Here is a 23,439-nt window from a genome sequence, read left to right on the forward strand (position 1 = left end):
GCGCACCTCGACGCGATCCGGCGATTTTCGTTACACTTGCGGCTATGCATACCGCACCACAAGCAGCCTTGGCGGCATCAGCACCCTTGGCCCCCCCGGCGCCGCAGATCATCCGGCGCGGCGTTGAAGACTATCAGGTCAGTTTCGACGCCATGCGCGCGTACACCGACAGCCGTACCGCAGACTCCCCCGACCAGCTCTGGATCGTCGAACACCCGCCGGTGTTCACGCTCGGCCTCGGCGCCGACATCGCCCACGTGCTCAATCCCCACGCGATTCCCGTGGTCCAGACCGACCGCGGCGGCGAAGTCACCTACCACGGCCCCGGCCAGGTGGTGATTTACCTGCTCATGGACTTGCGCCGCAACCATCCCGGTGCACGACTGTTCGCGCGCGAATTCGTGCAAAAGATCGAACAGGCGGTGATCGACACGCTGGCGGCGTATAATCTCGCTGGCGAGCGCAAGCAGGGCGCGCCCGGCATCTACGTCAGCGCAGGGCCGTGGCAGGGCGCCAAGATTGCCGCGCTGGGCTTGAAAATCCGCGCCAGCGGTTGCACCTATCATGGCGTATCGCTCAACGTGGCGATGGACCTGACGCCGTTTTCCTGGATCAACCCGTGCGGCTACGAAGGACTCGCCACCGTCGACATGCAAACGTTGAACGTCGATGCGCCACTGAGCGACGTGCAGACGCTGCTTGCCGACCAACTCGTTGCGCACTTTGCCTTACCGCCATCGGCTTGATGGCCAAAGAAATCACTCTACTATGACTACCGAAATCACTCCAGCCGCGCCGACGCTGCGCAATGCCACCGACAAGCAAAAGGGCGCCGGCAAGACGGCCTGGATCCCGATCAAGATCATGCCGGCGGAAAAGCTCAAGAAGCCCGACTGGATTCGCGTCAAGGCCGGCTCGCCGACCACCCGCTTCTACGAAATCAAGGACATCCTGCGCGCCAACAACCTGGTGACGGTATGCGAAGAAGCGTCCTGCCCCAACATCGGCGAATGCTTCGGCAAGGGCACCGCGACCTTCATGATCATGGGCGACAAGTGCACCCGTCGCTGCCCGTTCTGCGACGTCGGCCACGGCCGTCCCGATCCGCTCGACCCCAATGAACCGGAAAACCTGGCCAAGACCATCGCCCAGCTCAAGCTGAGCTACGTGGTCATCACCAGCGTCGACCGCGACGACCTGCGCGACGGCGGTGCCGGCCACTTCGCCGCCTGCATCCAGCGCGTGCGCGAACTGTCGCCCGAGACCCGCATCGAAATCCTGACCCCGGACTTCCGCGGCCGCATGGACCGCGCCCTCGAGATCCTCAAGATGGCCCCGCCGGACGTCATGAACCACAACCTCGAAACTGCACCGCGCCTGTACAAGGAAGCGCGTCCCGGTTCCGACTACGAGTATTCGCTGAACCTGTTGAAGCGCTTCAAGGACCTGCATCCGAACACCCCGACCAAGTCCGGCATCATGGTCGGCCTCGGCGAGACCGACGAAGAAGTCCTGCAAGTCATGCGCGACATGCGCGCCCACAACGTCGATATGCTGACCATCGGCCAATACCTGATGCCAAGCGGCGACCACTTGCCGGTGCGCCGCTACGTACATCCCGACACCTTCAAGATGTACGAAGAAGAAGCCTACAAGATGGGCTTCGTGCACGCCGCCGTCGGCGCCATGGTGCGCTCGAGCTACCACGCGGATCAACAGGCGCACGGCCTGATTGGATAAGCAGTTTTCGCCGGTAGCATCGGCGTAAAAAAACGGCCTGGTTCTTCGATGAACCAGGCCGTTTTTTATTGCGCTTCACATCACCATATTCAGTGAGTGCACAGTGTGCTCAGTGAGAATTCCCATCCCACATCCAGGCCCACAATCCCGGCAAATGCAGCGGTTTGGACCGATCCGTGACCGTGCGCGCCATCACCGCGCGCTGCAACGCCGCGCTGTCGTCGTAGAACGGCTTGGCGGCCACTCTCAGGCCGGTTTCCTGTGCACTGTCGAGCAGGATTTGCATGTACTCCAGCATGTGGCGCGAGGTGTAGCGGTTCAGATCGTGGAACGTGACTTCCACCGGGATTACCCCATCCACCGTCGGCAGTTCGCCGTCGGCGATGCGTTCGCGCACTTCCGACAACTGGCGCACGATATTCGAGCGGCGGCGCAGGCTGAAGTTGTAGCCCCAGATCTTGCCGTCGTTCAGGCTGACATCGGTCATCAGCACGTGAAAGCCGTGCTGCTGATAAGCGGTGAAGGTGCGCCGGTCGAAGTTCCAGAACGGCGGACGCAAAAAGACCGGCGCGGCGCCGGTGATGGCGGCAATGTCGGCGCTGCCGTCAGTCAGCGATTTTTCCAGGGCCTGCGGGTTCAGGTCGCGGTGGTTGGTGTGTCCCGGGGTGCTGGTATGGAAGCCCAGGATATGCCCCTCCGCATGCTCGCGCCGCATGATCTCGCGACCGAGATCGCTGCCGCCTGCGCCGGTGGCGCGGGTCTGGACAAAGAACACCGCCTTGACGCCGGGCAGGTGCGGATTGTTGGCGAGATCGTCGAGGATAGCCGTTGTCGGGTTGGCAAATCCGGAAGCGCTCGGACCATCGTCGAAGGTCAGCAGAAAACGAATCGGCGCCTGCACGCTCAGGCGCTGCTCGGTCAGCGGCGTCAGCACGATGGGCGGCGCAATGCAGCCGCTCAGGGAAAGCGCCATGGCGACTGCTGACAAAATGGAAGAGATCGTTTTCAAGCGGCGGACCTGTCATGGTTTTCGGTGTCGACAAATCCAAGGACGAGCCGCACAGAGGCGGGCCGATTATACCTGAGCGTTGTTGCGAAAAATTCAATCAGCGACTGTCGCCGGAAAGCCTCTGCGCCTGGCCAGCCACGCCACCGCCAGCGTCGGCGCCAGCAGCACCAGCAAGGCCCACGGAAACGATTGGACCCCGACGGTATCGAGCAGCACCCCGCCGACTATCCCGCCGCCGGCGATCGCCAGATTCCACACCGTCACGATCATCGCCTGGGCGATGTCGGCGGCTTCCCCTGCATTCTTGGCCGACGCCGTCTGGAACAGGGTCGGCACGCCGCCATATGCCAGTCCCCACGCCGCCACGCCGGCATACACCATCGCCGGGTTGTGGCCCCACACGCCCAGTGTCGCGGCAGCGAAGGCAAACAGCACGATGCTGATCAGCACCAGCGTGCGCAGCCGGCGGTCAATCAGGGCGCCGGTGACCCAGATCGAGACCAGTGCGCTCACGCCGAAGATCAGCAGGATCGCGCCGACCTTGTCCGCCATGCCGGCCGGCGCCAGGAAGGGCGCGATGTAGGTGTACAGGATGTTGTGCGCCAGCACGAACGCCAGCGTCACGAACAACACCGAACGCACTCCGGGCAGCATGAACACGCCGACGATCGACAAGCGATTTTCACTTTTCTGGCCCGGAAAATCCGGCACCTTGGCAATCGCCCAGATGATTAGAATCAGCGTCATCGCGCTCATGATGCCGAAGCTCAGGCGCCAACCCACGCTCGCGCCGAGAAAGGTTGCTGCAGGGATGCCCAGCGACAGCGCAATCGGAATGCCGGCCATCGTGACGGCGATGGCGCGGCCCTGCAGGTGGGTCGGCGCCATGCGTGCCGCATAGCCCGCGATCAACGCCCACACCACGCCTGCGAACACACCGGCGAAGAAGCGCGCCGCCAGCGTCAGCGGATAGCTGGTCGATACCGCGGTGATCGTGTTGACGATCACGAAGCCGACAATGGCCGTCATCAGCAAGGGTTTGCGCCGCCAGCTTTGCGTCGTCGCCGTGAGCGGAATGGCGGTGATCATCGAACCGATCGCATACAGGGTCACGAGTTGGCCGATCAGGGATTCCGACACGCGCAGGTCGGCGCTCATCTGCGGCAGCAAACCGGCCGGCATGGCCTCGGTGAGGACGGTGATGAAGGCCGCCATGGCCAGCGCCAGCAAGCCTGCCAGCGGAAGTTTGTCGACGCCATTGTCGATCATCTTGTTTGTCGGATCAGGCCGCACAGATGCCGGTGCGGCGGTGTTGGAGCTGGTTGAAGAAGTCATATCGGTGGTCCAATTTTTTAAGCAGCGGCAAGCGCCATTGCATGAACGACCAAGATAAGGCTTTCAGCGACTGCGGACAATTGGGCTATAGTTCCAAACACATTGGACTGAAATGTCCGTAATTGAAATCAGCCAGCCTCGCGCGAAGGAGCATTATGGACAGCCTCAACTCGCTCAACGCCTTTGTCCACGTAGCCGAGGCGCGCAGCTTCACTGCCGCCGGCCAGAAGCTCGGCGTGTCGTCGTCGGCCATCGGCAAGTCTATCGCGCGATTGGAGGAGCGGCTCGGCGTGCGCCTGTTCCATCGTTCCACGCGCTCGGTGACGCTGACGCCGGAAGGCGCCGCCTTCCTCGAGCGTTGCCGCCGCATCTTCGGCGAGGTCGAAGCGGCCGAGCAGGAATTCGCGCACAGCCTGGGTGCGCCGCGCGGCAAGCTGCGCGTGAGCATGCCCATCGTCGGCATGCTGATGATGCCGGCGGTGAGCGCCTTCATGCGCGCGCATCCGGAGATCGAACTGGAACTCGACTTCACCGACCGGCTGGTCGACGTCATCGCCGAAGGTTTCGACGCCGTGGTGCGTTCAGGCGACGTGGCCGATTCGCGCCTGGTGGCGCGACCGCTCGGCAAGTTCAGGTTTCGGTTGGCGGCGTCTCCCGCCTACCTCAAGCGCGCAGGCGTACCGCGCACGCCCGACGATCTGTTGCAGCACGCCTGCCTGCATCACCGTTTCGCCACCAACGGCAAGCTGGAACGCTGGCCGTTACGTGCAGGCCGGGGCCGCAAAGACTTCACGCTCGACTTGCCCACCACCGCGGTGGTCAACACCATCGAGCCGCTGATCCACCTGGCCGAGGCCGGCCTGGGCATTGCCTGCCTGCCGGATTTCTCCATCCGCGAGCAGGAACGCAAGGGCACGCTGGTGAGCGTGCTCGACAGCTACATCCATCACTCCGGTACCTTCCGCATGCTGTGGCCATCCAGTCCCTATCTCTCGCCCAAGCTGCGTGCGTTTGTGGACTTCATGGCGGCGCATCTGTTCACGTAGTTTCAGATTTCATCAGCGCGCTCAGCGCTGATCCGCGCCGCAGCAGGAAGTCGCGCAGCGCCGCCTCGTAATCGGATGGCGCCGCAGCGCGCACCGATGGACGCATCCGCAATGCCTCGCGCCAGGCGCACACTTTGGGCGTCGCCGCCATGAAGCCGAAATCGGCAACGGCGTCGAACACGTCGAAGTAGCGGAACACCGGCCCGAACACCGCGTCGACCATGCAGAATTTGTCGCCCGCGAAATACGGACCGTCGCCCAGCACATCTTCCAATTGCAGAAACCTGCCGCGGATGTCTTCAGCACGACGCTGCAAGCCGATGTCATCCGGCGCCGAGTAAAAACCCCCGATGGCGTTCAGCAGCGAGGAGCCGAATTCCATCCAGCCGCGGTGGCGTGCACGCGTCAGCACGTGGGTCGGATGCAGCGGCGGCGCCATGCTGTCGTCGAGGTATTCGCAGATCACGGCTGATTCGAAAATCGCCTCGCCGTCCACCAGCAACACCGGCGTCTTGCCCAACGGCGACACCCGCAGAAACCAGTCAGGTTTGTCGGCCAGGTCGATGTCGATGCGCTCGAAGTGCAGGCCTTTTTCCTGCAGCACGATCGCAACGCGCTGTACGTAGGGACACAGATGATGGCTGATCAACGTGAGAGGTGAAGTCATGACGATCTCCTCATGCCGCCGGCACGAAGCGCCGGCTACGTACCAGGGCATAGGCGCCGTCGCCGGTCAGCCACAACACCACCGACATGGTGATCAGGAAGGCCGGATATTCCCAGCCGCCGCCCTGGCTGGTATGCACCCAGCCGTTGTTCCAATGCACTGCTGTTGCGAGCGCCAGGATCGGCGTCAACGCCAGCGCAACCTGGCGTGCATATACGCCAAGGAGGATAGCGACGCCGCCGATGATTTCCGTCGCGAACACCGGGTATGCCAGGAAGCCGGCAAAGCCGACGCTCTCGAAGTACTGCGCCGTGCCCGGCAGCGTGAACACCAGCAGCTTGAGCAGCGCATGCGAAATCCACATGGCCGCGAGGCTGACGCGCAACAGCAGCGCGCCCCAGGCAGGGGTGGGGGTGGGAATGGCAGCGCTGCGCTCCGCGGCATGGGCGCGCGGGGAAGAAACAGAAGACATGAAATACTCCTGAAGAATGAAAAGACAGGGGTAATATAGGGCGACAGAAATGCAATGAAAATAGGCAAGAGCGCAAACCATGAATGCAAAGCTGCAATACAAACCGGCGTACAGAATCAGCCAAACGGACCTCGAAATCATCCTCGCACTGGTGCGTGCACAGACGTTGGCGATAGCCGGCGAACGGCTGGGCGTGGATGCGTCAACGGTATTTCGCGCCGTGCAGCGTATGGAAAAGGGGCTGGGCATCCGCCTGTTCGAACGCTCGCGCAGCGGCTACCGGCCTTCAGAACTGGCGCAGGAACTGGCGGTGCATGCGGAGCAGATGGAGGCGCAACTGGAGGCCGCGCGTTCAGCGGTGCAGTTGCAGCCGGACCAGGTATCCGGCATCGTGCGCATCAGCACCACCGACACCGTGCTGCACGGCCTGCTCGCGCCGGCGCTGAAATTGCTGCGCGTCAGCCATCCGCTGCTGACCTACGACATCCATGCCGGCAATGAACTGGCAAGCCTGACGCGGCGCGACACCGACATCGCCGTGCGCGCCACGCGGCGGCCGCCGCAGCACCTGATCGGCAAGCACGTGGGGCCGATCCGCGTGGCATTGTATGCGGGCAAGAAAAGTGGAATCAAAGATGTCGACGCCGGCATCGCCGCAGGCAGCTGGATCGCGCCCGACGACGCGTTGCCCGAACACCCCTCGGTGATCTGGCGCAAGAAGCATTTCCCCAAGGCGGTGCCGGCTTTCCGCGTCAACAGCATCCTCACCGTGGCCGAACTGACGGCGCAAGGTCTTGGCATCGGCCTGTTGCCGGTGTTCCTGGCGGAGCGTCGCAACGACCTGGTTCAGCTGACCGAAACGATCAATGAATGCCAGACCGAGCTGTGGCTGCTCACGCATACCGAGTCGCGCCATCTGCGTCGCGTATCGGCGGTGTTCAATCACCTCGCGGAGCAGATCGCGCTGGCATAACAATTATTTGCGCCTGTCGCTCAGGTCACCCAAGGTCTGCGCCACCAGTGAACGGAACCAGCGGTGCGCAGCGTCATTGTGGAAGCGCGCATGCCAGAACTGCTTGACGGTGAGGTCGGGCAGTTTCACCGGCATCTCGAACATGCGGATGTCGGCCAGCTGGGCGAACAATTCAGCCAGTTCGCTCGGTACGCAGGCGATGTAATCGGAGGTTGCCACCAGGCCCGGCACGGTCAGCAGATAAGGCACGCTGACGCCGACTTTCAGGCGCTCGCCCTGGCGCCGCAATTCTTCATCGAGCAACTGGTTGGTCAGCGACAGCGTGCCCGCCAGCACATGTTCGCTGTCGACGAACTGCTCGAACGACATCTTCATCGGCTGGCCTTTCACGCCTTTTCCCTTGAGCTTGCCGGCGCGCACGATACCCACCAGCGAACGGCGGAACAGGGTTTGCTGGTAGAGGTTGTCGCCCATCTTGCCGAGGTAGCCGATGGCCAGATCGATGGCACCGTCCTGCAATGCCGAGGCCAGTTCCAACGACGGCACCTGGATCGGTTTGAGCGTGGCGTGCGGCGCATGCGCGCGCATTGCGCCGAGCAGTTTGGGCAGGAGCACGATCATGCCCATGTCGCTCAGGCAGACCGAAAATGTGCGTGCGGTGGTCCGGGCATCGAACGCCTTCACATCCCAGATCTCGCGCTGGATCAGCTCCAGTGTTGCAATCGCGCCCTGCGCAATGCGTTCTCCGGTGGGCGTGGGCGCCATCACAGAACCGGCCCGCACGAACAGGTCGTCCTGGAAACTCACACGCAGGCGGCTCAGCGCATGGCTCACCGCCGGCTGCGTCAGGCCGAGGCGCTCGGCGGCGCGCGAGACGGACTTCTCTTCGAACAGCGCCTGCACCACGTACAGGAAGTTCAGGTCGGGGGTATTCATATATGAGCCGGATGTATAGTAATTTTGAATTCTTTCCGCGCATTGTCAGCGGTCTCTTGCTTAGTATGCCCCCGATCTCTTCCGGAAAACAAGGCGCTGCAAGGACTTCCGGATGACATGCCGCATCTCCCCGGTGGTACACGGTTTCTGTTCCATGAATGCTGTGCATGCCGTCTATGAGTTTCATTGGATGGTGTTACACCGATCACATCCCTAGAATCAATCGCGTCGATAAGGCGAGGCTGTTCCCGTTTCCGGGACCCCGTCATGGAGATGCATAAAAACCAGAACGATTGCGGAGACAACCCGGGCCGGGACGCCCGGCCGTAGCCATTTCAGCGGGCGTATCACATGAAATCAAATACCGGATTTTTGGTCGTCTTTCTCTATGTCCTGCTGGCGTGGGGGACGATGTTCGGACTGGCCTGCACGACGTCGGGGGCGCAACATCAGCAATGGATGATGGGGATCGCCAGCGCCGCGCTGCTGGGTGTACTGATATGCAATTGGCGCTTGTCGCGCGAAGCCGGCCGGCACAACGCGCGCTTGCTGGCAGACATGCGCGCGCTCGGCACCGGCCGCCTCGCCCCGTCCGCCGGTCGCTACACCGACGGCGAGATCGACAGCGCAGTCTCCACCCTGCGCCAACACATGAGTGAAGTCGTCATCAAGGTGCGCAACGGCACCGTCGGTTTCGCCATGACCTCGGGCCTGCTGTCGACCGACAACAGGGCGCTGCTGGAACGCACCGACAAACAGGGCGCGCTGTTGCAGCAGACCGCGGCATCGACGGAGCAGATCACGTCCAATGTGCGGCAGAACGCCGACAATGCCCACAAGGCCAACGAGCTGATCGCCACTGCCGCGCAGGCAGCGGCACAGGGCGGGGAAGTGGTCGGCAATGTCGAGACCAACATGGCCGATATCCGCGACAGTTCGCACCGCATCGCCGACATCATCAACGTGGTCGACGGCATCGCGTTCCAGACCAACATCCTTGCGCTCAACGCCGCCGTCGAAGCGGCGCGCGCCGGCGAGACCGGACGCGGCTTTGCCGTCGTGGCGACTGAAGTGCGCGTGCTGGCGCAGCGCGTGGCCGCCGCGTCGAAAGAGATACAGGCGCTCATCAGCGACTCGGTCAGCATGGTGGAGAGCTGCGACAAGCAAGTGCTGCTGGCCGGCGCCACCATGCGCAAGATCGTCTCGTCGGTCAGCAGCGCGGCCGCCATCATGCAGGAAATCAGCAGCGCCAGCCGCGAGCAGAGCAGCGGCGTGGCGACCATCAACGACACGATCTCGCAGCTCGACCAGATGACGCAAGAGAACGCCAAACTGGTCGACGAGATCTCCGCTGCCGCCGCCAATCTACACCGGCAGGCCGTGACGCTGACCAACGTGGTCTCGCATTTCGATCTCGGATCGGATGAATTTGGCACGCGCGAGGATGCCGTGGCGCTGGTCGACACCGCCGTCGCCCATGCGCAAGAGGAAGGCTTGCCGAGTCTGATAGAGAAGGTCAACGATCTGGTCGCGCGGGACTTCGCGGATCGCGACCTGTATCTGGTGGTGGTCGCCATCGCCGACGGCCGCATCGTTGCGCACGGCGGCAATCCGCGCCTGGTCGGCGTCGACACGCGCAAGCATCGCGACCCCGGCGGCAAGCCGTTCGGGCAAGAGATCGTCGACATCGCCAGGAATCACGGCACCGGCTGGGTCGATTTCAAGTTCGCTCATCCGGTCACGCAGGAGATCAAGACCAAGTCGGCCTATGTGCGCCGGCTGGGCGACTGCCTGGTGTCCTGCGGGTTTTATACGCGCTGAATTGCGCGTTTGATGTGCACCGAATGCGTGATTGCAACAGTGACGGCAACACATGGTCTTGAGGTTCTTCCCTGGTGCGGCGTGCGACTCTCTCCTCCACGCTGCACCATTTTTTTGCCACCCGGCCAATCTCGGTTTTATGAATCAAATGCATGTGATGTATGAAATTCATTCTATGGATTAATAGTTTTACCGGCACTAACATGAGCCTCAACAAGACATTCAATAAAACAGAATTTTCAGGAGACACAGGTGTTTGATTGCGACGTCCTCATCGTCGGCGGCGGTCCCGCCGGTTTGTTCCTGGCGGCTGAACTCGGCCAGCGCGGCCTCAGCGTGCAGGTGTTCGACGCCAAGCCCGGCACGGCGCGCCATCCGGCCGCCAACGCCAACAGCGCGCGCACGATGGAACATTTCCGCCGCATCGGCATCGCCGACGAAGTGCGCGCCGCCGGCCTGCCGGCCGACTATTCTCCCGACATCGCCTACTTCACCTCGATCGGCCAATACGAACTGGCGCGCCTGTCGCAGCCGAGTTCCGCCGAGGCCGTCGAATGGGCGAAGCAACACGACTTCACCTGGCCCACCGCGGAACCGCCGCATCGCTGTTCGCAACTCTTCGTCGAGCCGATCCTGCTGAAGGCTGCGTTGCAGCATCGCGGTTGCAACGTGCATTTTTCCGCCGTGGTGGAATCCTTCGAGCAAGACGCACACGGCGTCACCGCCGTCGTCAATATGGAACAGACCGCCAGCCGCGAAGCACGCCAACGCAAAGTGCGCGCACGCTATCTGGTCGGCTGCGACGGTCCGCGCAGCGGCGTGCGCAAGGCGCTCGGCATCCGCTACAGCGGCGTGGCCGGCGAGAAGCGCGGCTTCATGGGCGGCCAGATGGAAGCGGTGTATTTCTATGCGCCGTCGCTGTACAGCGCCAGCCGCAAGCGTCCCGCATGGCAGTACTGGACCTTCAGTCCGACCCAGCGCGCGCTGCTGATTGCCGTCGACGGCCGCGGCGACTTCATCATGAACGTGCAACCGCCAGACGACCAGCCGCTCGATCCGGAACTGGTACGCAAGCGCATCGCCGCGGCCATCGGCGCCGACATCCCGTTCGAGATCAAGAGCACTTCGTCATGGACCGCCGGCTTTGCGCTGGTGGCGGAACGGCTGTCGCAGGGCCGCGTGTTCCTGGCCGGCGACTCCGCGCATCTGTTCACGCCGACCGGCGGCCTCGGCTACAACACCGGCATCGACGACGCCGCCAACCTGGCGTGGAAACTTGCGGCGCTGGTTGACGGCAGCGGCGGCCCGGCGCTGGCCGAGAGTTATCACGCCGAACGCCATCCGGCGGCCTTGCGCAACACCGCCTTTGCACGCGAGTTCGCCGATAGCATCGGCCACGTGCAGTTGCCGGCCGCCGCGTTTGAAGACGGCCCGCAAGGAGACGCCGCACGCGACGCCGCCGGGCGCTATCTCGACTTTCACGCGTATCGGGAATTCATGATCCCCGGCGTGCACCTGGGCACGCGCTACGAGCAATCGCCGCTGCTGGTTGCCGAAGCCGGCAGCCCCGGTCTGGACGCGGCCAACCTGTATCTGCCGTGCGCGCGGCCGGGACATCGTGCGCCGCATGCCTGGCTGCGTGACGGGCGTTCACTGTACGCGCTGTTCGGCGCCGGCTTCACGCTGCTCACGCTCAATGCCGACAACGCCACGCAAGCTGATCCGGCCAGGCTTGTCGCCGATTTGCCCGGACTGACCTGCGTGACGGTGGCCGACCGCGCCGTGCGTGAGTTGTATCAAGCCGACTTCGCGCTGATCCGTCCCGACCAGCACGTGGTGTGGCGCGGCAACGTACTGGATGCAAGCTTTGCCACTATCGCGGCGCGTGCGCTCGGGCACATCCGGGACACCGCGCCGGTGCACCTGACCGAACCGGAACGGCTCGCAACGACAGAATAGAAAAGACAACGGTAAAAGAATTGCCACATCGGTTTTCCAACATAACCAACTACAAGATCCGCTGAGCGGACTTCACCTGCAGGAGACAAGGAAAATGCACGCACAAGCAGTGACGTCGGACGCCGTCATGAACGGCAGCAAGACATCGGGATTGCAAATACTGACGCTGGTTCTGTGTTTCATGGTGGTGGCCTGCGACGGCTTCGACCTGGCGGCGGTCGGCTACGTCGCACCGTTGCTGAGGAAGGCGTGGACGCTGACGCCGGCGCAGCTCGGTCCGATCTTCGGCGCCGGCCTGTTCGGCCTGACGGTCGGCAGTTTCGTGTTCGGTCCGCTGGCGGACCGCATCGGCCGCAAGCGCGTGATCGTGATGTCGATGCTGCTGTTCGCACTCGGTACGCTGGCTTGCGCCTACGCCGATTCGGCCAGTTCGCTGGCCTTGCTGCGCTTCCTCACCGGCGTCGGCCTGGGCGGCGCGATGCCGACCGCGATCACGCTGTCGTCGGAGTTTAGCCCCGAGCGCAACCGCGCCTTGCTGGTGACGCTGATGTTCTGCGGCTTCACGCTGGGACTGGCCTGCGGCGGCGCGTTGGCCGCCTTGCTGATTCCGTCTTACGGCTGGCAGGGCGTTTTCATTTTCGGCGGCATCGTGCCGTTGGTGCTGACGCCGATCATCTGGATTTTCCTGCCGGAGTCCTTGCGCTTCATGGCCGGCAAAAAGAAATTCGAAGCCGAGTCACGCAAGGTGCTGGAACGCCTGACCGGCAATCCGAACGCCGCGCTGGCGGAAGCGATTCCCGATGAAGTCCGCAACGACGACAACAAGAAAGCCGGCATCCTGGCGACGCTGTTCAGCCGTCACTATCGCACCGGCACCATGCTGCTGTGGCTGGCTTTCTTCTGCACGCTGTGGGTCTACTACCAGATCAGCAGCTGGCTGCCGACCGTGATCACCGAAGGCGGCATCGCCGTCACGCAGGCCGCCACCATCGGCGCCATGATGCCGGTCGGCGGCACCATCGGTTCGCTGATCAATGCGCGCCTGATGGATCGTCACAACCCGTTCGCGGTGCTGAGCGTGTCTTACCTGATCGCGGCGATTTCCATCGTCTGCATCGGCCCGGCCGTGCATCACGCCGGCTGGCTCTACGTCACGGTGTTCTGCGCCGGCTTCGGCCTGTCCGGCGCGCAGACCGGCGCCAACGTGCTGGTGTCTGGATTCTATTCAACGGTAGCCCGCGCCACCGGCGTGAGCTGGGCGCTGGCAGTGGGCCGCATCGGTTCCATCATCGGCTCGATGACGGGCGGCCTGTTGCTGGCGGCGCTGCCGTCGACGCAGATGGCATTCATCGTGTTCGCGGTGCCGGCGGTGATCGCCGGACTGTCGATGTTCACCGCCGGCCGCCTGTATCACGGCAAGGCCAAAGCCATTTAAAAACAGCCGCCACAGGCTGACCGATTTCCATAAACAACACGAGGCAGGAGACATGAAACTCAACCACTTTTCGATCGCCATGCTGGCTGCGGCGGCCATGGCGGGCGGCGCTCCGGTGCTGGCGCAGCAAGTCACCAATACCACCAACGTCAGCGTCTACGGCATTCTGGACACCGGCGTGGAATACATCACCCACGCCAACGCCGCCGGCAACAGCGTGCTGCGCATGCCGGGCATCACCGGCAGCATGCCGTCGCGCATCGGCTTTCGTGGCACCGAAGATCTCGGCGGCGGCTGGGCCGCGCAGTTCACGCTGGAGAACGGCTTCAACGTCCGCGCCGGCGACATGAACCAGGGCGGCCGGCTGTTCGGTCGCCAGGCCTGGGTCGGCATCAACAGTCCTTACGGTCTGGTGTCGGTCGGCCGCCAATACAACATGATGTTCTGGGCGATTCTCGACGCCGACATCATCGGCCCGGACATCTATGGCGGCGTCGGCTCCTTCGACGCCTACATCCCGAATGCGCGCAGTGACAACACCGTGGCGTACAAGGGCAAGTTCGACAACGTCACCGTCGGCGCGACGTATTCCTTCGGCCGCGACAGCACCGGCACCGGCAATTCGCCGGGCCAGGGCACCTGCGCCGGTGAAGTCGCCGGCGACACGCAAGCCTGCCGCGACTGGTCGGCGATGCTGCGCTACGACGGCGCCAACTTCGGCATCGCCACCGCTTATGACCGCCAGCAAGGCGGCGCCGGTGCGGCTGCCAACTTCTACAACGGCGTCGCGCCGCTGGCGCTGACCTCGTCGGGCGACAAGGATGCGCGCACCCAGCTGAACGGCTATGTCAAGGCCGGTGATTTCAAGATCGGCGGCGGCTGGCTGGGCCGCAAGGTGGCCGCAGCCATCGGCAACCGCGAGGTCAAATCCGATCAGTACTACCTGACCGCGGCCTATCTGTTCACGCCGCAGTTCACGCTGGACGGCGGCTACTACCGCATCATCAACAAGCAGCAGGACGCACGCGGCACCATCAGCGTGGTGCGCGGCACCTATGCGCTGTCCAAGCGCACGTCGGTCTACCTGCAGACGGCCTATTTGTCCAACAGTGCGCAGGCCGCCTACACGCTGAGCCAGGGCGGCGCCGGCGCGAGTCCGGGCAAGGGCATGAATCAGTGGGGCACGATGATCGGCATGCGTCACGCGTTCTGAGTTTGGTAGTGAAATAGTTTTAATGCCGCCGGCATGGTGCCGGCGGTGTGTCTGGAGAGTGAAAATGAGATACGTAAGTTTTGAACAAAACGGCAAGGCCCTGCTCGGCGTGCGCGACGGCAAACAGATCCGCGTGCTCGGCGAAGAAACGCTGGAGCAATTGCTGGCGCGAGGCGTCGACCTGCAAGCCTATGGCCGCGATACGGAGAGCAAGGGAACGGTCGAAGAAGCCGGCCTGAAACTCCTGCCGCCGCTGCGCCGTCCACCGAAGATCATCTGCGTCGGCCTGAATTTTTCCGACCACACCAAGGAAAGCAATTTTGCCCAGCCGGATTATCCGACCATCTTCCTGCGCCTGCACACCAGTTTGATCGCGCACAACCAGCCGATGATCCGTCCGACCGTGTCCGACAGCCTCGACTTTGAGGGCGAGATCGCGGTGGTGCTCGGCAAGGGCGGCAAGAGCATCCGCAAGGAAGACGCGCTGAAACACGTCGCCGGCTATGCACTGTTCAACGACGGCTCGGTGCGCGAATACCAGTTCAAGTCGCCGCAATGGACGGTCGGCAAGAACTTCGACGGCACCGGCGCGTTCGGTCCCGACCTGATTACTGCCGACGAACTGCCGCCGGGCGCCAAGGGTCTGCTGCTGGAGACGCGCCTGAACGGCGAAGTGGTGCAATCCGCCAACACCGACACCATGGTGTTCGACGTCGAATCGCTGATCTCCATCCTGAGTGAAGCCTTCACGCTGGAAGCGGGCGACGTCATTGTTTCCGGCACACCGTCGGGCGTGGGCTGGGCGCGTACGCCGAAGCTGCTGATGAAGCACGGCGACGTCTGTGAAGTCACGGTTGAACGCATGGGCACGCTGACCAACAAGATCGTCGACGAAGCGCCGCGCTGATCGGTAAAACAATAACAAGCGGCGCAGCGACGCCGCTGTTTGCTAGCGTTTTTGTAACAGGCAAGGAGACAGGGATGAGCAGTCAGACACGCCCGGCAGGCGTACATTCGATCGATCACTTCGCACTCAACGTGCCGTCGCTGGCCGAGGCGGATCGCTTCTACCGCAGCTTCGGGCTGGAGGTGAACGGAAGCTCCGATGAACTGGAGTTGCGCGCGCAGGATGGTCATCGTTGGGCCCGCGTGCTGCCGGCGGCGGGCAAGTCGCTGGCTTATCTCTCCTTCAATTGCTATGCCGCCGACCTGGCGCAGATCGAGCGCCAGGCGCGCGCGGCGGGTGCTTCCTTCGACGTCAATCCGCGCGCGCTGCGCGGCGCGGTGAACGAGGGCATCTGGTTCCATGATCCCGACGGCAATCTGCTGCAGGTAAAGCCGGGTGTGAAGACCACGCCCGACAGCAAGCTGCCGCTGGTGCAGCAGCAGGCGCCGGCCAATGCGCGCGGTTCGGTCACGCGCGCCGAAGCGCCGTTCATTCGGCCGCGTCGCATGTCGCATGTGCTGATGTTCTCGCCGAACGTGTTGCGTATCCTCGACTTTTACCATCGCGCCCTGGGACTGCAGCTGTCGGACCGATCGCTCGATGTGATCGCCTTCACGCACGGTCCGCACGGCAGCGACCATCACCTGGTCGCCTTCGCCAAGAGCCACGCGAAAGGCTGGCACCATGTCGCCTGGGATGTGGCGCGCATCGATGACGTCGGCATCGGTGCGTCGCAAATGGCCAAGGCCGGCTACAAGGAAGGCTGGGGCACCGGCCGCCACGTGCTCGGCTCCAACTATTTCCACTATGTGCGCGATCCCTGGGGATCGTTTTCCGAGTACTCGGCCGACATCGACTACGTCCCGGCCGGCGCGCAATGGGATGCGGGCAATTACCAGCCGGAGGATTCATTGTATCTGTGGGGACCGGACGTGCCGGAGTATTTCATCCGCAACACCGACAGCTAAGCCAGTCAAGTCCAAGCCGGTACCGGCCGCCCAAGTGGCGGCTTTTTTTCGTCGGCGCTTGATCTATACTCATCGGGCAAGGTGGTTTCTCGTCCAATCACCGCATCAGAAAGCCTCTATGCCCGTCTCCTATCTGCGCAGCCTCGCCGGCAAGAACCGCACCGTCACCGCCAACCGGCACCTGGCTTTCGTCCTGTCCGCAATTGCGGGCGCGATCAACGCCGGCGGCTTCCTGGTGGTGGGGCAGTTCACCTCGCACATGTCCGGCATCCTGTCGATGATGGCCGAGGACCTGGCCATCGGCGCGATCGGGCTGCTGTTGGCAGGTGTGGCCAGCATGTCGTTCTTCATCGCCGGCGCGGCCTGTTCGGCGGTGATGATCAACTGGGCGCGCAAGCGTCGCCTTGAGGCCGAATACGCCATGCCGCTGATCGCCGAAGCGCTGTTGCTGTTGTGCTTCGGCCTGCTGGGCGGCAATATCGCCGGCATTGAATGGCTGTTCGTGCCGGTCACGGTGCTGCTGTTGTGCTTCATCATGGGCTTGCAGAACGCCGTGATCACCAAGCTCTCGCGCGCTGAAATCCGCACCACCCACGTCACCGGCATGGTCACCGACATCGGCATCGAACTGGGCAAGGCGCTCTACTGGAACAGCGGCCGCCATCCCGACATGCAGGTGCGCGCGGATCTCGTCAAGCTGCGCACGCTGGCGACGCTGGTGTCGCTGTTCTTCATCGGCGGCGCTGTCGGCGCGCTCGGATTCAGGCACATCGGCTTCGTCTTCACCCTGCCGCTCGCGGCGACGCTGGTCTTTGTCGCGCTGGTGCCGGTGCTGGACGACATGCGGCGGGTTCTGCGCGGGCAATAATCGCCGGGTGCAATGTAAAAAGCCCGCCACCGCGCAATGCAGGGACGGGCCTTGCGCCAACCACAGCGCCTCCTCAAGTCAATTACAGATACTGCACTTCAATCGTGGCCGAGCCGTCGAGGTCGATGTTCTGCGTCAGCGGCAGGTTGGCGCCCTTGTCCAGAACAGCGGTGACGCCCAGGTTGCCGGAGATGGTCTTGTACGAACCGGGCACGGTCGAACCGCTGGCGGAGAACGACTGGCGGCCGGTGCCGTCAGCGTTGAAGCGGCCGTAGGTCGACTTGGCCCAGGTGTTGTTGTTGGCGGCGTCGGCGACGACATCAGGGGTAGCGCCATCAGCGGTGAACGAACCGACGATGGAGCGCACGCTGTAGGCGCCGATGTTCTTGCCGCCTGCTGCGCCCAGACCGTAGGCATGCTTGTCGGCCAGATTGGAGTTGATCGCAGTCATCAGGCCGGGAACGACGGTGGAGGCCTTGTTGTCGATGGCGCGCACGGCAACCTTGGTTGCTGCATCGCAAGTGACGGTGAAGGCGATGGTCTTTTCCGCCAGCGCAGTCGGCGCGGTGGCGCTCAGGCTCTTGGCGGCGATGGTGCCGTAGTCGACCACGTTGGTGCCGGTGAAGCTAGGTGTACAGGCCGAAGGGCGGATCACGCCTTTGACCTTCAGTTCAGCCGTGTCGGCGGCTTGCGCAGCGAAGGACACCAGCAGGGACGCAGACAGTGAAGCAGCCAGGGCGGAGAAGAGGGCGATTTGCTTGTTCATGATCGTTTCCTTAAAGAGTCAACATGGGTTCAATTCGGTTTGCATTCGTTGTGCCTGAGCGCCTTGTGTTTGCTTAAGCAGTGAAGCCATTTTGACGATTTAAAGATCGGATTTATATGAGAAAACTCTCAAAAAACGAGTTGCTAAAATTGCAATGACTACGATTTGTTCGTGGGCATACGACGTCGCCGGCGCCGCACCAGCCCGGCGACGACGGCCGCCGCCGCAATCAGCGCCAGTGCCGCAGTGACGACGGCCGCATTGCGATGCGTCGCCACCCAGTGGCGCGTTTTCTTCCACGCCTGCACATACGGAAAGCGTCCCGCCGCCTTGAAATCCGGCTCCGCGCAGTTCTGGCCGAAGTCCGCCGAGAACGGCACGGCGGCGCCTTCCTTCACGTAGCGGCGGTAGGGTACCGGCGCCAGCGCCGCGTCGTAGTAGACGAAGCCGGTACCCTTGCATAGCACCGCAGCGAAAGCCTGAGAGCGCGCGGGCAGTTCGTCGGCCGACTTCATGATGTAGTCGACGGCGATGTTGCGGTAGTGATAGCGCTGGTTGGGTTTGCTCTCGCTGGCGGCGTAGCGCTTGCGCTCGTCGTCGGTGACGAAGGGACCGGGCAGGTCGGCGGCGGCGCGTTGTTCAGGCGTTTTGACGAAGGCTGCCTTGCTGGTGTCGCCGCGCGGATATTCCTGGACTTCCATGCGGCCGATGCCGAAGGCCAGCATGCCGCCGAGCCCGGTGTAGTCGGGCGCTTCTTCGTATCCCATGATGTCCATGCCGCGCCGGCGCGCCAGCGTGGCCGCCTTGTACCAGGCTTCGGCGCGCGTCACCGCGCGCCATGCATGTTTGGCGTCGTCGAGCGCGTCGCCGTATTCCTTCGCCGTGGCGCGATAGCGCCAGGAGGCCAGCGTCCGCTTGCCGTCGGTGTAGTAATTCTCGTCGACATCGACGTAGCGCCAATCCTGGTCGTCGGGGAAGTAGGACAGCGCATCGCTGACGCGTCCCTCGCGCACCAGGCGGCGCGCCAGCAGCCGGCGCAGATAGTCGGACTGTTGCGCCGGATGCGCACTCAGCCATTCGTAATACGGCTGGTCGGGTGTCGTCGGGATGATTGGCGGCGGTGCCGGCACCGGCGTCGCCGGGACTTTCGCGTCGATATAGGTCTTGAGTTCATCGACCGTCAGCACGCGCTCGGCCAGGTACCAGGTGTCGCCGCTGTAGTCGCTGTAGAGGGGATGGCTGAGGTTGCCGTCCTTGCCGCGCGTCTGGCTGGCTTTGGTGACGTTGTACAACTGGTCGAAGGCTTCAACATATTGTCCGCGCGACAGCGACAGCACGCTTTGCTCGGCCTTGATCAGGCCGAGCGAGGCGGGTTCGACGCTGGCGTCATTTTGCGGGAAGGCCTTGGACGCCTCGGCATAGGCTTGCGCCGCCGCCGCGACATCGCCCTTGCGCAAGGCCAGCTTGGCGCGCACCCAGCTGGCCAATGCGCTGCGTTGTTTATCCGCCAGCGTCTGCGCCAGCTCATACAAGCCACTGCGGTAAGCAAGAGCCGCCACACGGTCGGCGTCGGCAATGTTGGCGATGCCGCGTTTCTGCAACGCTGCAACCAGCGATGGCAGCACCGGATTGACCTTGACGTCCTTGCCGCCGCGGCCGGCGTCGGCGTAGCCGTAACCGCCGCCCCAGGTATCGTATTCGGCTGGCCGGCTGGCGTCGGCGCCGCTCATGTCACCCACGCGCGCGAGTGCGTAGCTGACCAGCAGGCGTTGCGCGACCGGATCGTCGATCAGCTTTTGCGCGCGCTCCGGATCGCTCAGCGCCCACCCCGCGAGAATGCGCAGCGACTGCACGCCGCTGTTGGAATTGCGCGCGGCCTGTTCGGCGTACAGGCGAACGGCTTGCTTCAGGTCGGCGGCGGAGACTTCGTCGGCGCAAGGCATGGCGTTGACGAAATCAAGATAGCCGCACATGGTCGTGCCGTTGCTCGCGCCGCTGACCAGAAATACGCGCGCCTGCTCGCCGTAGCTCGCCACCGCCAGTCCCTTGGGATCGGGGGCGCCGGCAATTGCGCGCGAACGCGTCAGTGCATAGGCCTGGATGGCTTTGGCGCGTTCATCGCGGGGCTTGTTGCCGGCGGCTGTCATGGCGCCGGCATGGCTTTGTCCGAGCATGTAGGCCGCCGGTACGGCGCGTTTGTCACCGTCGGCCTTGGGCAGGTCGAGCACGGCCTGGAAGCGTTTCAGCGCGCGCGTCGCGCTGTCGCTGCCGGCCAGATAATCCACCGCGCCGGCCGCATACAGGCGTACCGCCGGCGGCAAGTCCGTGCCTTGCGCGTAAGCGGCGTCGCCATCCTTGAGCGCGCGCACAGCGTTAAGCTGCGCCAGCTGTGCCGGCGTCATGAAGGCCGCATCGGCGGCGTCGGGTTTGCCGGACGGATCGGGCGCGCTGTCGCTTTCGTTGGCCAGCAATTTATCGGCGGGTTTGACCAGATGCGCAGCTTCGTAGGCGAAGGAATTGGCCGGCGTCGCCTTGAGCGTGCCGGCGCGATCGTCGAGCACCTGCAGCGGGAAGTCGGGGCCGCAGGCGATCACCACGGCAGCGCTGAAGGGGATCGCGAGCGCGACTGCGATACGCAGATGCTTGATATGCATGTCAGTGTTCCACATGGAGTTGGATGGGATGTTGTCCGCAATGCGCCCAGCCGATGTTGCGCTGGTAGCCGGCACGCAGCAGACCTTCGTGCGTGCGTCGTAAATATTTTCCTTGCGCGTCGGCTTCCAGCGCATAGCCGTTGATGCCGTCGGCGGCGTCGCAGGCCGATGCCGCATCGATGCGTACGATCAACGGCAGCGCGCTGTCGGCGTTGCCGTTGTTGCGCAGCGTGAGGTCGTGCAGGCCGGCTTGCGTATTTTGGCTACTGGCCTGCGCTTCCACCGTCACGGCGGCTTTGAGCGGCTGGCGCGCCAGCACCGCCTGCCAGGTCGGCAGGCTCCAGTTACGTACGTCGTCTTCGGTCGGCAGGCGGAACCAGACCACACCGATCAGGCCGGGTTCAGGATTCTTGTCCAGCTGCGCAAGGAAGGCGCTCACCACCGCCGGCGAGGCCGTCAGTTCCTGCGCAGTGTTGCCGGATGCCAGCAGCGGACGTTCGCTTTCGACGGTGCTGATGCGGCCATTGTCGTCCCAGCTCACGCGCGTGCCGTACGACGGCAGGGCGACGCGCCAGGGATGCGCGGTCTGTTTTGCATAGGCTTTCAGCCACGCCTGCGCGCGCTCGGCGTCGAACAGGCCCTGGCGCGGATTCATCACGGCATGCACCTGCAACACCGATTCATCGGCGACCGCCAGCAGCTTGCCCAGCTCAGGGCTGTTGAGCCAGGTCGGCAGGGCCGTGATCGACAGCGTGGTGTCGCGGTCCAGGCTTTGCCGAAGCCCGGCAAGAAAATTGCGGTACGCCGGCAACTGCGAGGTCGGACAGTCGTAGTCGATTTCCACGCCCGCTACCGGCACGCCCTGTTGCCGCCAGCGCGCCAGCAGATCGCTGATGCGCGCATGCGTGGCGGCATCGAGCGACTCGGTCTGGCCGTCCAGCCGCACCACCATCACGATGGCGTGCTGCGTGGTTTTCAGCGCCTGCCAGTCAGGGCTGGCGGTCTTCCAATGGCGCTGCGTCGTGAGCTCGGCCGCGAGTACACGCCAGCCGCCGACCAGTTGCTCGCTGGCCTGCATGGCGGCAGCAACGGCCGGACTCCATTGCCGCTGCCAGATGTACGCCTGCTGCGGCAAGACTTGCGGTGCGCGCTGGCAGGCGGCAAGCAGGCCGCAGATCGAGAGAAGCAGCAGAACAGAAATTGAACGCAGACGCCGGTGGCGGGATTGCAAGCCGAATGGGGGGCAGCGCAGCATGTGTGGTGTGGGGAAATACAGGTTGGGAATCGAATCTGACGGAGATCAGGCCGCAGACGCGGCACAGGCAATCATTCTAGTTTATCCGTCTGACGCTGCGCTGAGGCGCGGGGATTTATTCACGCGCATGGTGAGCCGTGAATGGAGGAGGGAACAAGAAGAAGCGCCGCCCGATCAGCCGATCAGGCGACGCAGCACAACCGACCATGGTTGTGGCCGAGCTTTACACCGCGCCGCGCGTATCCACGTAGACCGCATACAGCGAATGGCTGCTGGCCATGAACAGGCGGTTTTTCTTTGCCCCGCCGAACACCAGGTTCGGGCAGCGCTCCGGCAGGTGGATGTGGCCGATGGCCTTGCCTTGCGGCGTGAAGACACGCACGCCATCCAGCTCGGACGGCTTGGCGTCGAGCGCGCCGTTGCTGCCCCAGCCGCACCACAGGTTGCCGTCGACGTCGACCTTGAAGCCGTCGATCGCCCCCGGACCGGCAGCGTCGACCGCCAGCGTGCGCGAACCGAGTCTGGTGCCGTTGTCGGTCAGCTGATAGGCCCAGATCAGGCGGTTCGGCGTGGCGCGCGACTCGACGATGTAGATGACTTTTTCATCGGGCGAGAACGCCAGGCCGTTGGGGCCGGCCAGCGCATCCGTGATCAGGCTCAGCTTGCCGCTCTGGCCGTCGATGCGGTAGACCGCGTGCGGCAGTTCCGAGGTCTGCTTGTCGCCTTCCCATTCGCCGGCGATGCCGAACGGCGGATCGGTGAACCAGATCGAGCCGTCCGATTTGCAGATGATGTCGTTGGGCGAATTGAAACGCTTGCCGTTGTAGTTGTCGGCCAGCACCGTGATGCGACCGTCATATTCGGTGCGCGTGATGCGGCGGGTCAGGTGTTCGCAGGCGATCAGGCGGCCCTGGCGGTCGCGCGCCAGGCCGTTGGTAAAGTTGGCCGGATTGCGGAACACCGAGGTGGTCCCGGTGACTTCATCCCAGCGCATGATGCGGTTGTTGGGGATGTCGCTGAACAGCAGATAGCGGCCGTCGCCGAACCAGACCGGGCCTTCCACCCAGCGGAAACCGGTCGCCAGCTGTTCCACCGTCGAGCTGTACAGGCGGTATTTGAGGAAGCTGTTGTCCAGCACCTGCACGTTGGGATCGGGATAGCGCTGGCTGGCCTTGAAGTCGAAACTCTGCGCCTTGGCGGTCAGGGCGGTGGTGGCCATCGCCAGGCCGCCGAGCAATGTTGTACGACGAGTTGCGTCGAAACCAGGTGTTTTTTTCTTGTCTTCTTGATTCATCGTTGTCTCCATGTGGGAAAAATACCGATCTCGCCGGCTGCCGGAGCAGGTCCGCAGCATGCGAAGAAATCAGGTTTGTTCC

At 63.6% G+C, this 23,439-nt stretch carries 19 protein-coding genes and 1 pseudogene; 11 read left to right on the plus strand and 9 right to left on the minus strand.

Annotated elements, in window-relative coordinates; all coding sequences use genetic code 11:
• The first annotated feature begins 44 nt into the window (after positions 1-44).
• Both lipB and lipA read left to right on the plus strand, forming a co-directional pair.
• The gene (lipB, locus tag ACIROY_RS20750) at positions 45-746 is read left to right on the plus strand and encodes a lipoyl(octanoyl) transferase LipB (RefSeq protein ID WP_402277907.1); all 702 of its coding nucleotides are present in this window, start codon (positions 45-47) and stop codon (positions 744-746) included.
• Positions 747-768: 22 nt separating this feature from the next.
• Positions 769-1,740, plus strand: a complete 972-nt coding sequence (lipA, locus tag ACIROY_RS20755) for a lipoyl synthase (protein WP_402343868.1) — start codon at positions 769-771, stop codon at positions 1,738-1,740.
• 109 nt (positions 1,741-1,849) lie between these two features.
• On the opposite strand, the gene ACIROY_RS20760 is transcribed toward lipA, so the two are convergent.
• Positions 1,850-2,713, minus strand: coding sequence for a polysaccharide deacetylase family protein (locus ACIROY_RS20760; protein ID WP_402343871.1), 864 nt, complete (start codon positions 2,711-2,713; stop codon positions 1,850-1,852).
• A 129-nt stretch (positions 2,714-2,842) separates the two neighbouring features.
• The gene (locus tag ACIROY_RS20765; protein WP_402344204.1) at positions 2,843-4,018 is read right to left on the minus strand and encodes an MFS transporter; all 1,176 of its coding nucleotides are present in this window, start codon (positions 4,016-4,018) and stop codon (positions 2,843-2,845) included.
• A 221-nt stretch (positions 4,019-4,239) separates the two neighbouring features.
• On the opposite strand from ACIROY_RS20765, the gene ACIROY_RS20770 reads away from it, so the two are divergent.
• On the plus strand, positions 4,240-5,130 hold the full coding sequence (locus ACIROY_RS20770; protein ID WP_402343874.1) for a LysR family transcriptional regulator: 891 nt from the start codon (positions 4,240-4,242) through the stop codon (positions 5,128-5,130).
• On the opposite strand, the gene ACIROY_RS20775 is transcribed toward ACIROY_RS20770, so the two are convergent.
• Positions 5,123-5,797 (minus strand): glutathione S-transferase family protein, encoded by a 675-nt coding sequence (locus ACIROY_RS20775; protein WP_402343877.1) that lies wholly within the window; start codon positions 5,795-5,797, stop codon positions 5,123-5,125. The two genes, ACIROY_RS20770 and ACIROY_RS20775, sit on opposite strands and share 8 nt — an antisense overlap.
• A gap of 10 nt (positions 5,798-5,807) precedes the next feature.
• Positions 5,808-6,269 carry a DoxX family protein gene (locus tag ACIROY_RS20780; RefSeq protein ID WP_402277902.1) on the minus strand — a complete coding sequence of 154 codons (462 nt, stop codon included), beginning with the start codon at positions 6,267-6,269 and terminating at the stop codon, positions 5,808-5,810.
• A gap of 79 nt (positions 6,270-6,348) precedes the next feature.
• Here ACIROY_RS20780 and ACIROY_RS20785 point away from each other — a divergent pair, with 79 nt between their 5' ends.
• On the plus strand, positions 6,349-7,242 hold the full coding sequence (locus ACIROY_RS20785; protein WP_402343880.1) for a LysR family transcriptional regulator: 894 nt from the start codon (positions 6,349-6,351) through the stop codon (positions 7,240-7,242).
• Between the two features lie 3 nt (positions 7,243-7,245).
• Here ACIROY_RS20785 and ACIROY_RS20790 read toward each other — a convergent pair whose 3' ends face one another.
• Complete coding sequence (locus ACIROY_RS20790; RefSeq protein ID WP_402343883.1) at positions 7,246-8,178, minus strand: LysR family transcriptional regulator; 933 nt, start codon at positions 8,176-8,178, stop codon at positions 7,246-7,248.
• Between the two features lie 351 nt (positions 8,179-8,529).
• On the opposite strand from ACIROY_RS20790, the gene ACIROY_RS20795 reads away from it, so the two are divergent.
• From ACIROY_RS20795 to ACIROY_RS20825, 7 genes and pseudogenes are all read left to right on the plus strand, one after another.
• Positions 8,530-9,999, plus strand: a complete 1,470-nt coding sequence (locus ACIROY_RS20795) for a methyl-accepting chemotaxis protein (RefSeq protein ID WP_402343886.1) — start codon at positions 8,530-8,532, stop codon at positions 9,997-9,999.
• 252 nt (positions 10,000-10,251) lie between these two features.
• Positions 10,252-11,958, plus strand: a complete 1,707-nt coding sequence (locus ACIROY_RS20800; RefSeq protein WP_402343889.1) for an FAD-dependent oxidoreductase — start codon at positions 10,252-10,254, stop codon at positions 11,956-11,958.
• A 94-nt stretch (positions 11,959-12,052) separates the two neighbouring features.
• Positions 12,053-13,393: an MFS transporter gene (locus ACIROY_RS20805; protein ID WP_402343892.1), complete on the plus strand. Its 1,341-nt coding sequence runs from the start codon at positions 12,053-12,055 to the stop codon at positions 13,391-13,393.
• Positions 13,394-13,445: 52 nt separating this feature from the next.
• Complete coding sequence (locus ACIROY_RS20810) at positions 13,446-14,606, plus strand: porin (protein WP_402343895.1); 1,161 nt, start codon at positions 13,446-13,448, stop codon at positions 14,604-14,606.
• Between the two features lie 64 nt (positions 14,607-14,670).
• Positions 14,671-15,513 (plus strand): fumarylacetoacetate hydrolase family protein, encoded by an 843-nt coding sequence (locus ACIROY_RS20815; protein WP_402277895.1) that lies wholly within the window; start codon positions 14,671-14,673, stop codon positions 15,511-15,513.
• Positions 15,514-15,587: 74 nt separating this feature from the next.
• Positions 15,588-16,520, plus strand: coding sequence for a VOC family protein (locus ACIROY_RS20820; RefSeq protein WP_402343898.1), 933 nt, complete (start codon positions 15,588-15,590; stop codon positions 16,518-16,520).
• A gap of 118 nt (positions 16,521-16,638) precedes the next feature.
• Positions 16,639-17,367 (plus strand): annotated as a pseudogene (locus ACIROY_RS20825) (YoaK family protein); the annotation flags it as partial.
• A 103-nt stretch (positions 17,368-17,470) separates the two neighbouring features.
• Here ACIROY_RS20825 and ACIROY_RS20830 read toward each other — a convergent pair.
• From ACIROY_RS20830 to ACIROY_RS20845, 4 genes are all read right to left on the minus strand, one after another.
• Positions 17,471-18,154: a DUF1120 domain-containing protein gene (locus ACIROY_RS20830; protein WP_402277893.1), complete on the minus strand. Its 684-nt coding sequence runs from the start codon at positions 18,152-18,154 to the stop codon at positions 17,471-17,473.
• 158 nt (positions 18,155-18,312) lie between these two features.
• Entirely contained in the window at positions 18,313-20,808 is a 2,496-nt protein-coding gene (locus tag ACIROY_RS20835) for a hypothetical protein (RefSeq protein ID WP_402343901.1), read from the minus strand.
• A 1-nt stretch (position 20,809) separates the two neighbouring features.
• A complete protein-coding gene (locus ACIROY_RS20840; protein ID WP_402343904.1) occupies positions 20,810-22,063 on the minus strand; it encodes a DUF3142 domain-containing protein in 1,254 nt (417 codons plus the stop codon).
• 223 nt (positions 22,064-22,286) lie between these two features.
• A complete protein-coding gene (locus ACIROY_RS20845) occupies positions 22,287-23,357 on the minus strand; it encodes an SMP-30/gluconolactonase/LRE family protein (protein WP_402277890.1) in 1,071 nt (356 codons plus the stop codon).
• Positions 23,358-23,439 lie beyond the last annotated feature (82 nt).

Source organism: Herbaspirillum sp. NPDC101396 (assembly GCF_044767365.1).
GTDB lineage: Bacteria > Pseudomonadota > Gammaproteobacteria > Burkholderiales > Burkholderiaceae_D > Herbaspirillum.

What these genes read in the sequence shown, in the direction of transcription:
- ACIROY_RS20795 (WP_402343886.1), top strand. Translation starts at nt 8,530, where the DNA reads ATGAAATCAAATACCGGATTTTTGGTCGTCTTTCTCTATGTCCTGCTG.
- ACIROY_RS20840 (WP_402343904.1), bottom strand. Translation starts at nt 22,063, where the DNA reads ATGCTGCGCTGCCCCCCATTCGGCTTGCAATCCCGCCACCGGCGTCTG.
- ACIROY_RS20770 (WP_402343874.1), top strand. Translation starts at nt 4,240, where the DNA reads ATGGACAGCCTCAACTCGCTCAACGCCTTTGTCCACGTAGCCGAGGCG.
- ACIROY_RS20790 (WP_402343883.1), bottom strand. Translation starts at nt 8,178, where the DNA reads ATGAATACCCCCGACCTGAACTTCCTGTACGTGGTGCAGGCGCTGTTC.
- ACIROY_RS20785 (WP_402343880.1), top strand. Translation starts at nt 6,349, where the DNA reads ATGAATGCAAAGCTGCAATACAAACCGGCGTACAGAATCAGCCAAACG.
- ACIROY_RS20815 (WP_402277895.1), top strand. Translation starts at nt 14,671, where the DNA reads ATGAGATACGTAAGTTTTGAACAAAACGGCAAGGCCCTGCTCGGCGTG.
- ACIROY_RS20845 (WP_402277890.1), bottom strand. Translation starts at nt 23,357, where the DNA reads ATGAATCAAGAAGACAAGAAAAAAACACCTGGTTTCGACGCAACTCGT.
- ACIROY_RS20775 (WP_402343877.1), bottom strand. Translation starts at nt 5,797, where the DNA reads ATGACTTCACCTCTCACGTTGATCAGCCATCATCTGTGTCCCTACGTA.
- ACIROY_RS20820 (WP_402343898.1), top strand. Translation starts at nt 15,588, where the DNA reads ATGAGCAGTCAGACACGCCCGGCAGGCGTACATTCGATCGATCACTTC.
- ACIROY_RS20835 (WP_402343901.1), bottom strand. Translation starts at nt 20,808, where the DNA reads ATGCATATCAAGCATCTGCGTATCGCAGTCGCGCTCGCGATCCCCTTC.
- lipA (WP_402343868.1), top strand. Translation starts at nt 769, where the DNA reads ATGACTACCGAAATCACTCCAGCCGCGCCGACGCTGCGCAATGCCACC.
- ACIROY_RS20780 (WP_402277902.1), bottom strand. Translation starts at nt 6,269, where the DNA reads ATGTCTTCTGTTTCTTCCCCGCGCGCCCATGCCGCGGAGCGCAGCGCT.
- ACIROY_RS20830 (WP_402277893.1), bottom strand. Translation starts at nt 18,154, where the DNA reads ATGAACAAGCAAATCGCCCTCTTCTCCGCCCTGGCTGCTTCACTGTCT.
- lipB (WP_402277907.1), top strand. Translation starts at nt 45, where the DNA reads ATGCATACCGCACCACAAGCAGCCTTGGCGGCATCAGCACCCTTGGCC.
- ACIROY_RS20760 (WP_402343871.1), bottom strand. Translation starts at nt 2,713, where the DNA reads ATGGCGCTTTCCCTGAGCGGCTGCATTGCGCCGCCCATCGTGCTGACG.
- ACIROY_RS20765 (WP_402344204.1), bottom strand. Translation starts at nt 4,018, where the DNA reads ATGATCGACAATGGCGTCGACAAACTTCCGCTGGCAGGCTTGCTGGCG.
- ACIROY_RS20810 (WP_402343895.1), top strand. Translation starts at nt 13,446, where the DNA reads ATGAAACTCAACCACTTTTCGATCGCCATGCTGGCTGCGGCGGCCATG.
- ACIROY_RS20805 (WP_402343892.1), top strand. Translation starts at nt 12,053, where the DNA reads ATGCACGCACAAGCAGTGACGTCGGACGCCGTCATGAACGGCAGCAAG.